At 70.1% G+C, this 8064-nt stretch carries 10 protein-coding genes and 1 tRNA gene; 3 read left to right on the forward strand and 8 right to left on the reverse strand.

Annotation, left to right across the window (positions count from 1 at the left end; genetic code table 11):
* Positions 1–85: 85 nt before the first annotated feature.
* The 7 genes from Q1K33_RS00005 to Q1K33_RS00035 all read right to left on the reverse strand — a co-directional run bounded on the left by Q1K33_RS00005 (position 86) and on the right by Q1K33_RS00035 (position 5706).
* Positions 86–2566: a penicillin acylase family protein gene (locus Q1K33_RS00005; protein WP_300399626.1), complete on the reverse strand. Its 2481-nt coding sequence runs from the start codon at positions 2564–2566 to the stop codon at positions 86–88.
* 63 nt (positions 2567–2629) lie between these two features.
* Positions 2630–2929, reverse strand: a complete 300-nt coding sequence (locus Q1K33_RS00010) for a co-chaperone GroES (protein WP_300399627.1) — start codon at positions 2927–2929, stop codon at positions 2630–2632.
* Positions 2930–2957: 28 nt separating this feature from the next.
* Entirely contained in the window at positions 2958–3206 is a 249-nt protein-coding gene (locus Q1K33_RS00015) for a DUF3618 domain-containing protein (RefSeq protein ID WP_300399628.1), read from the reverse strand.
* Between the two features lie 12 nt (positions 3207–3218).
* The gene (locus tag Q1K33_RS00020) at positions 3219–3983 is read right to left on the reverse strand and encodes an ABC transporter ATP-binding protein (protein ID WP_300399629.1); all 765 of its coding nucleotides are present in this window, start codon (positions 3981–3983) and stop codon (positions 3219–3221) included.
* Positions 3984–3999: 16 nt separating this feature from the next.
* Entirely contained in the window at positions 4000–4668 is a 669-nt protein-coding gene (gene cbiQ / locus Q1K33_RS00025) for a cobalt ECF transporter T component CbiQ (RefSeq protein ID WP_300399630.1), read from the reverse strand.
* A gap of 4 nt (positions 4669–4672) precedes the next feature.
* Positions 4673–5011: a PDGLE domain-containing protein gene (locus Q1K33_RS00030; RefSeq protein WP_300399631.1), complete on the reverse strand. Its 339-nt coding sequence runs from the start codon at positions 5009–5011 to the stop codon at positions 4673–4675.
* Positions 5008–5706 (reverse strand): energy-coupling factor ABC transporter permease, encoded by a 699-nt coding sequence (locus Q1K33_RS00035; RefSeq protein ID WP_300399632.1) that lies wholly within the window; start codon positions 5704–5706, stop codon positions 5008–5010. The genes Q1K33_RS00030 and Q1K33_RS00035 overlap by 4 nt, the downstream gene beginning before the upstream one ends.
* A 126-nt stretch (positions 5707–5832) precedes the next feature.
* Between Q1K33_RS00035 and bcp the strand changes: the two genes are divergently transcribed.
* The 3 genes from bcp (at position 5833) to Q1K33_RS00050 (ending at position 7336) form a co-directional block, all read left to right on the forward strand.
* Positions 5833–6306, forward strand: coding sequence for a thioredoxin-dependent thiol peroxidase (gene bcp / locus Q1K33_RS00040; RefSeq protein ID WP_300399633.1), 474 nt, complete (start codon positions 5833–5835; stop codon positions 6304–6306).
* Between the two features lie 44 nt (positions 6307–6350).
* Positions 6351–6432, forward strand: a tRNA-Leu gene (locus tag Q1K33_RS00045).
* Positions 6433–6460: 28 nt separating this feature from the next.
* Positions 6461–7336, forward strand: coding sequence for a hypothetical protein (locus tag Q1K33_RS00050; RefSeq protein WP_300399634.1), 876 nt, complete (start codon positions 6461–6463; stop codon positions 7334–7336).
* Between the two features lie 70 nt (positions 7337–7406).
* Here the strand turns inward: Q1K33_RS00050 and Q1K33_RS00055 are convergent, their stop codons facing one another.
* Complete coding sequence (locus Q1K33_RS00055) at positions 7407–8054, reverse strand: non-canonical purine NTP pyrophosphatase (RefSeq protein WP_300399796.1); 648 nt, start codon at positions 8052–8054, stop codon at positions 7407–7409.
* Positions 8055–8064: the final 10 nt, after the last annotated feature.

Below are 8064 nucleotides of genomic sequence, written 5' to 3' on the forward strand. Positions count from 1 at the left end.
CGACAGCCCCCGTAGCCACTGACGCGTGATTCCGCGGCCCGGGGTGCCTCGGAATCACGCGCTCGTGGTGATGCTCCGGCGGCGGTCAGCCGCGAATCCGCACCGTGCGGACCAGGTCCCGCTTGATCTGCCTCCCGGTCCAGGCGAAGCGCACCCACTTCCCCTGGCCGAAGAGTCGCGTCTGGTCGGAGGAGTACGGCGAAGCCGGGTCCTCATCCTGGCCGTAGGTCAGGATCGTGCGCGTGGAGAGCTTCCCCTTCGGCAGGAACGCGATCGACTGGATGTGCGACGAGCCGTAGCTCACCGCCCGGTAGCGACCGGTGTTGCTCAACGCTCCGCGTGAGGCCAGGGCGTTGGCGTTGCCGGCCGAGTCGCCGGTGCCGCCGCCCAGCCCGATCGGCGGGGCACCCGGGTCGCCGGCGACCTGCAGGTCGCCCCAGGGCTTGTCGAAGGGGATCCTCTGCTGGCGCAGCGAGTCGATCGCGTCCTGCATCGCGGTCACGACGGCCGGGCTGACGGTGTTGAGCCCGCGCGGGGTGTTGAGCGGGTTGTCGGGGTCGAACTGCACGCGCCACAGCTGGAGGTCGTCCGGTACCCGGTCGATGAACTCCTCGAAGATGTGCGTACCGACGGAGTCGGTGTTGGAGCGGCCGTCCCAGGCCTTCAGAACGGCGCACGCCTCGGTCTCACCGGTGGCGTCGCACACGTCGTCGAGCGAGCCGCCCTGGCGCATCACCTCGGCCGCACGGAGCCGGTTGGTGTGCTGGTGGCGCGCCAGCGAGCGTGGCGTCTCCTTGCGCTTGCCCTTCAAGCGATCGATGACGTACTGCGAGACCATCCGGGTGCGCATCGTGCGCTGGCACTCCTCGCACCCGATGATCGTGGCGAAGCCCTCGAGCCTCTCCTCGGGGTTGGGCAGCCAGTAGGAGTCATTGGCGTTCATCACCCAGTCGCGACGGATCGCCTGCGGCAGGCTCTTCGGGCCGAGGATGCCCGGGCGCTGGGCATCGGCGTCCGTGCCCCACGCACACGCGCCCTTCGCCCGAGTGCCGTCCAGTCCGGGCAGCCCGGCCAGCTGGTCCACGAGGATCCCGACGGGAGTCAGGCACTGGTTCTTCATGGCGTTGGTGACGTGCGGGACGACCGAGTGGTCGGCGTAGAGCGCGTTGCCGTTGCGGTCGGCCGCGGTCGTGTTGACCCAGGGCATCCCGCCTCCCTCGTCCTGGCGACGAAGGAGATCGCGCACGTTCTTCGCCTTGCCCATGTCGAGGAAGGTGTCGAGGGTGCGCAGGTGCTCCCCGTTGGCGTCGCGCATCGACCACACGCTCGCCACCGACCACGGCATGAAGGTGGCCGGCGAGTCGATCACGTAGCCGGTCTCGGTGCGGTAGAGGTCCTCACGCACGGTCCCGAGCTTGCCGTTGGCCTTGAGCACCTTGACGTCGACGACCCGGCGCTCCAGCTCCTTGGGGCCCGAGCCGGTGACGTAGGTCGTCCGGCCCAGCAGCGGGTACTCGTACGGCGTGAAGCGGTACGCCGTCGACACGGTGTGGCTCCAGGCGACGTCGTTGTTGAAGCCGATGTTGACGACCGGTGAGCCGATCAGCGAGGCGCCGGCCACGTCGTACCTGCCCGGGATCGTGAGGTGCTGTTGGGTGAAGTGGTAGCGGCCGAACCACGGGAAGTGCGGGTTCCCCAGCAGCATGCCCTTCCCGGTGGAGGTCTCTCCCCCGCCGATGGCCGTCGCGTTGGAGCCGAACGGACTCTCCGGGTCCTTGCCGAGTGCCTTGAGCAGCGCGGCGCGGTCCTGCTCGTCGTAGGCGCTGGCGCGCAACGGGATCTCGGGCAGTCCGGGGTCGTCGAGGTTCGGCGGGTCGGCGTCGACGATCTCCTTGACGAAGACGCCGGCCGAGGCGAGCAGGTTGGCGAGGTAGACGCCATACCAGACGTCGATGGGCTTGGCGTCGGGCGTGAGATAGCCGTCGCCCCTGCACGCCGGGTCGGTGACCTTGTTGGTGCGCAACCACTTGTTGATGCCGGCGACGTAGCCGCGCACCATCGCCGAGGCCTGCTTGCCCGGTCCCGCCTTGGACTTCAGCAGCTTCTCGACGACCCTGCGGTTGTGCAGGTCGGTGACGAACGCGTCGATCTGGAGGTTGGACGCCTCGAGAGTCACGTAGTCGGTGTAGGTCCCGTCGGCACCGAACCAGCGCGACCGCTCTCCGCGCCCGGTGACCAGGGTGTCGGCGAGCGTGCAGATCGAGGCCTCGGCGGCGCCGTACCCGCTGCCGAACCCGAGGGAGCCGAAGCTCTTGGCCGTCACGTGGGGGATGCCGTGCTCGGTGAAGCGGACCGTCGCGGCGAAGCGCTTCTTGCCCTTCGGCCTCGGGGAGAGGCTCGTCGAGCGAGCGGGAGTGCTGATGGAGGTGGTCGGGGTCCGGGGGTCGGCAGCCTGGGTGAGGGCCGGGGTCGTCGCCATCGCGCTGGTCGCCGGCAGTGTTGCTACGACGGGGAGGACCAGCACGGCGGCGACGGAGCCGACGAGAGGGGTGATGAATCTGCGCATGCTGGCTCAACTACCGACTGTGACGCGCGTTACGGCTGGCGGAGCGCCAATCGGCCCGGGCGGTCAGAGGTAGAGACCGGCGGACTCGTCCCCGAGACGGTCGGCGGCCACGGCGTGCACGTCCCGCTCGCGCATCACGACGTACACCTCGGCGTTGACCTCGACCTCGGCCTTGTCCTCGGGGTCGAAGAGCACCCGGTCACCGGCCTCGACCGACCTCGCGTGGGGACCGACCGCGGCGACCCTGGCCCACGCCAGACGGCGCGCCCCCATGGCGGCGGTGGCGGGGATGACGATGCCACCGCTGGAGCGACGCTCCCCCGCGTCGACGTCGAGCTCGCAGAGGATGCGGTCGTGCAGCATCTTGATGGGCTGCGGGCTCAATGCGGGCTCAGCTGGCGATCTTGCGGACCACGACGAACAGCACGATCGTGCCGACCACGCCGCCCACCGTCTTCAGGATGTTGTCGGTGCGGGGCTCGCCGGTCGCCGCGTCGACGTAGTAGCCCTTGATCGCGGCCACCTCGCGCTTGGCGATCGTCTTGGGCGACGAGCGGTAGAGCAGCTGGTCGATCGTCGTGGCGAGGCGCTCGCGCGTCTCCTCGATCTCACGGGCGAGGTCGTCTGCTTCTTTGCTCACGGGAGCACGCTATCAATCCCCGAGGCCGAGGGTGGCCGCGACCGTGCGGGGATCGAAGCCGAAAGGCAGCTCGAGGCGGTGGCGACGCATCAGCTCGTCGTCGGTGAGCACGTCGTACGTCGTGCCGTCGGCCACCACGTGACCGTCACTGAGCACCACCGACCGGGGACACAGCTCCAGGGCGTAGGGCAGGTCGTGGGTGACCATCAGCACCGTCACGTCGAGCGACCGCAAGATGTCGGCCAGCTCGCGCCGCGAGGCGGGGTCGAGGTTGGACGACGGCTCATCGAGCACCAGGATCTCCGGCTCCATGGCCAACACGGTCGCCACCGCGACGCGGCGCCGCTGCCCGAACGAGAGGTGGTGGGGCGGACGATCTGCGAAGTCGGCCATCCCGACGAGGTCGAGCGCGGTCATCACGCGCGCGTCGAGGGCGGCGCCGCTCAGTCCGAGGTTGGCCGGTCCGAACCCGACGTCGGCCCGGACGGTGCCCATGAACAGCTGGTCGTCGGGGTCCTGGAAGACGATGCCGACGCGGCGTCGGATCTCCTGGAGGTGGTCCTTCTCGACCGGCATCCCGCTGACCGACACCGTGCCGGCGCCGGCCGTGAGGATCCCGTTGAGGTGCAGCACCAACGTGGTCTTGCCGGCGCCGTTGGGGCCGAGCAGGGCGACCGACTCGCCCTCGTGGACGTGCAGGTCGACGCCCGCCAGCGCCTGGTGGCCGTCGGGGTAGGCGTAGGCGAGGCCGCGAACCTCGAGGACGGGGGTGCTCATCGGTCGTCTCGCTGGTTCATAGCGGCATCTTGCCGGTGTAGCCGCGCGAGAGCATCGCCAGGTGGACCCGCTCGCCGCGTTCGTAGGAGCGGATGAAGAGCGCGCCGAACGACTTGGCCAGCACCGGCCAGTGCCGTGGGTTGCGGGCCTCGAAGCCCCGTGAGACACGAGCGACATGCATCCGACGCAGCTCCTCGGTGACCACGGAGAGGTAGCGGATCATGAAGGCCATGATCTGCACGAGGGTCGTGGGCAGGCGCAGCCGCTCCAGCCCCTTGAGGAGGGCCTGCGGCTCGGTGGTGGCCGCCAACGTCAGGCTGGCGATCACGCCGAGGGTGGCGGTCGCGAGCAGGCCGAAGGCCGCCAGCAGACCCGACTCCGACAGGCTCAGGCCGAGCACCTCGACGCGGGGCCCACGAGCCACGAACGGCAGCAGCACGGCGAAGAGGACGAAAGGCACCTCGACGACCATCCGCTTGAGAATGTACGTCGGCGGGACCCGCGACAGCCCGATGACGGCGACCAGCACCAGCAGGTAGGCGCCGAAGGCCGCGAACCAGTCGTCCGGGGTGGCCACCACCGTGACCATGAAGACCAGCAGTGCGAGGACCTTCAGGTGCGCGGGTGCGCGGTGGACCGCCGAGTGGCCGTGGAAGTGCAGCAGGTGGCCGTGTGCTCCGCCCACCGGATCAGGCCGACGTCGTAGCGGAGTCGCGCTCGTCGTCGACCTCGCGCGTGCGGCGTCGTACGACGTAGGTCAGGCCGGTGCCGAGAGCCAGGACGACCAGGACGCCCACGACCCCGGCGACGCCCACCGATGCGCGTTCGCTGTCGAGGCCGGCGTCGTAGTCGGCGAGCGGACCGTCGCCGGTCGCGTGGTCGCCGGCGGTGTCGACGAAGCCCTTGTCCTCGGCGACGCTCTCCAGGCCGTCCGGGCTGTCGGAGGCGTAGAAGCTGACGAATCCCGCCAGGAGGAGCGCGACGAGGAGGATCCCGCCGGCCACGACCTTGGTGCTGACCCGCTTCATGCCGCGACCTCCGTCGTGCTGGACCTGATGACGAGCTCGCGCTGCTCGAGCACGCGCCTGGCGCCGTACACCAGGTCGGGGCGGACCGCGAGGATGCTGCCGACCGCGAGGAACGTGATGGCGGCCTCCCCGATGCCGATCAGGGCGTGGACGCCGACCATGGCAGTCGCGAGGCCGCCGATGGAGATGTCCGCGCCACCGCCGACGGCATACAGGGCGACGAAGACGAGCGAGGCCACGGGCACGCTCACGAAGGCCCCGACCGAGGCGCACACGGGAACCATCGCGGTGTTCTTGGGCAGGACCACCTGCAGGCCGCGGAAGACCGCCCAGCCCACGACCACCGTGGTCACGGCCATGAGGACGACGTTGGTCCCCAGAGCGGTGATCCCCCCGTCGGCAAAGAGCAGCCCTTGGACCAGCAGGACGGTGCTGAGGCAGAGCACGCCGGTCCATGGTCCGACGAGCACCGCCGCGATCGCACCGCCCATCAGGTGCCCGCTCGTGCCGGAGACCACCGGGAAGTTCAGCATCTGCGCCGCGAAGACGAAGGCTGCCACGAGGCCGACGAGCGGCGCCGTGCGGTCGTCCAGCTCGTTGCGCGCCTTGCGCAGCGAGACGCCGACAGCCGCCGCGGCCACCACGCCGGTCACCACCGAGGTGGGCGCGTCGAAGAATCCGTCGGGCACGTGCATGGGCGGGCTCCCTGCGTGGTGGGATCGGGATCAGTACCTTGGGCGCGGGTCTGATCGACTGCTGATCACCCTACGCTGTTGCAAGACGTTCGCAACAACCCCTCGTTCCGGATTGGAGCCACTTCGATGAGCACCGCACGCCTCGCCGCCGGCGACCCCGCCCCCGACTTCACCCTCACCGACGACACCGGTGCCGAGGTCTCGCTCTCGGGCCTGCGCGGCCGCAAGGTGGTCGTCTACTTCTACCCGGCCGCGATGACGCCGGGCTGCACCAAGCAGGCCTGCGACTTCAGCGAGTCCCTCGACTCGCTCAAGGGCTCGGGCTACGAGGTGCTCGGCATCTCGCCGGACAAGCCGGAGAAGCTGGCGAAGTTCCGCGAGAAGGAGAGCCTCACGCTGACCCTGCTCTCCGACCCCGACAAGGCCGTCATGGAGTCCTACGCCGCGTTCGGCGAGAAGACGATGTACGGCAAGACGGTCCAGGGCGTCATCCGCTCCACCTTCGTGGTCGACGAGGAGGGCAAGATCGAGCTGGCGCAGTACAACGTCAAGGCGACCGGGCACGTCGCCAAGCTGCGACGCGACCTGGGCCTGGACTGAGGCTCGCGACTGACACAATGATCGCGGCGTCCCTCGGGCGCCGAGCCGAAGTGGTGGAATTGGCAGACACGCAGGCTTTAGGTGCCTGTGCTCCAGGGCGTGCGGGTTCAAGTCCCGCCTTCGGCACCCAGCACCGTGACCGCATACTGGTCCCGTGAGCGAGCAGAGCCCGTGGGGGCAGCCCCCACCGCCCAGCAGCTACGGACCGCCCTCGGGCAGCCCGGGAGGGACACCTCCCCCTCCGCCCCAGCATCCTCCGGGCGGCTACGGGCCCCCGTCGTACGGCGGACCGCTGGGTCCGCAGGGACCCCGGCCGCCCAAGCGCAACACCGCCGCGATCGTCGCGGTCGTGGTCGGCGCCCTGGTCGTCGTGGCGGCGGTCATCGTGACGCTGGTCGTCACGACCGGTGGCGACGACACCGAGACCGCCGGGGACGACTCGGCGCCCTCGGCCACCAGCGACCCCAGCGACCCGCCGTCGGACGACGCCGGCACCGGATCCACCGAGGCTCCCGACCCGACCCCCTCCGAGACGGCGTCCGACGACCCGTCGCCCACGACCGAGGGAGCCATCTCGGGCGACGGCTACACCTTCGAGCTGCCCGGCGTCGGATGGCAGGACGCGCTCGCCGAGGCCCAGGCCAGCGGCCTCGGCGCGACCCTCGACTCCATCATCATCCTGGGCACCTCCCTCGACCTGGCGCAGAGCAACATCCTCGTGGAGACCCTGACCTCCGGTGGGGCGCCCGACCTGGAGGCCCTCGAGGGCCAGTGGAAGCGCAACCTGGGTGGCTCCGACGGGGCCGTTCCCGCCGACATCGACGACATCACCATCGACGGGGAGCGCGCGATCGGCGTGCGGTTCAGCGACCGCGTCAACGTCAACGACTTCGTCATCGACCAGGTCGCCTACCTGACGATCCACAACGGCAGTCAGTACTCCATCGCCCTCACCCTGCCGTCGGAGAACGACGCCGTCTCCGAGGACGACTTCGCCAAGGTGCTCGACAGCTGGTCCTGGACGAGCTGACGGGAGCGCGGCGCTCGAGACCGACGAAGTGGCCCCTCCGGGACGTCCGGAAGGGCCATTTCGTCACTGACTACCGGGTGCCCCGCTCCAGGAACGCGACCAGCTGCGGGCCCAGCGCCCGCAGCGCCCGGCCTCGGTGCGAGATCGCGTCCTTGTCCTCGCGCGACAGCTCGGCGGTGGTGAGGCCGGGACGGTCGTCGGCGACGAAGAGCACGTCGTACCCGAAGCCGCCGTCGCCACGGACCTCACGGATCACCCGTCCGTGCATCCGGTCCTCCACCACCAGCTCGCGGCCGTCCGGGGTGACGATCGCGATCGCGGAGCGGAAGTGCGCCGTACGGCGCTCGTCTGGGACGTCGGAGAGCTGGGCGAGCAGCAGCGCGTTGTTGCGCTCGTCCTTGCCTGCCTGGGAGCCCAGCGGCGGACCCGACCAGCGCGCCGAGAGCACACCCGGCATCCCGTTGAGCGCGTCCACGCACAACCCGCTGTCGTCGGCGACCGTCGTCAGACCCGTGGCCGCGGCACCTGCCCGCGCCTTGATCAGGGCGTTGCCCTCGAAGGTCGGCGCGTCCTCGACCGGCTCGTCATAGGCCGGCACGTCGTCGAGCCCGACCACCGCGACACCGGGGAGGTGCAGGGCGATGATCCGCTCCATCTCCGCGATCTTCTTGGCGTTGCGCGACGCCAGGTGCAGCCGGGTCGGGCCGAGGTCGCTCATCGCGCACTCA

The sequence above is a fragment of the Nocardioides sp. genome (assembly GCF_029937575.1).
GTDB lineage: Bacteria > Actinomycetota > Actinomycetes > Propionibacteriales > Nocardioidaceae > Nocardioides.

Excerpts from the sequence above, each read along its gene's own strand:
- Q1K33_RS00005 (WP_300399626.1), bottom strand. The coding sequence starts at position 2,566 with ATGCGCAGATTCATCACCCCTCTCGTCGGCTCCGTCGCCGCCGTGCTG.
- Q1K33_RS00010 (WP_300399627.1), bottom strand. The coding sequence starts at position 2,929 with ATGCTGCACGACCGCATCCTCTGCGAGCTCGACGTCGACGCGGGGGAG.
- Q1K33_RS00020 (WP_300399629.1), bottom strand. The coding sequence starts at position 3,983 with ATGAGCACCCCCGTCCTCGAGGTTCGCGGCCTCGCCTACGCCTACCCC.
- Q1K33_RS00030 (WP_300399631.1), bottom strand. The coding sequence starts at position 5,011 with ATGAAGCGGGTCAGCACCAAGGTCGTGGCCGGCGGGATCCTCCTCGTC.
- Q1K33_RS00035 (WP_300399632.1), bottom strand. The coding sequence starts at position 5,706 with ATGCACGTGCCCGACGGATTCTTCGACGCGCCCACCTCGGTGGTGACC.
- bcp (WP_300399633.1), top strand. The coding sequence starts at position 5,833 with ATGAGCACCGCACGCCTCGCCGCCGGCGACCCCGCCCCCGACTTCACC.
- Q1K33_RS00055 (WP_300399796.1), bottom strand. The coding sequence starts at position 8,054 with ATGAGCGACCTCGGCCCGACCCGGCTGCACCTGGCGTCGCGCAACGCC.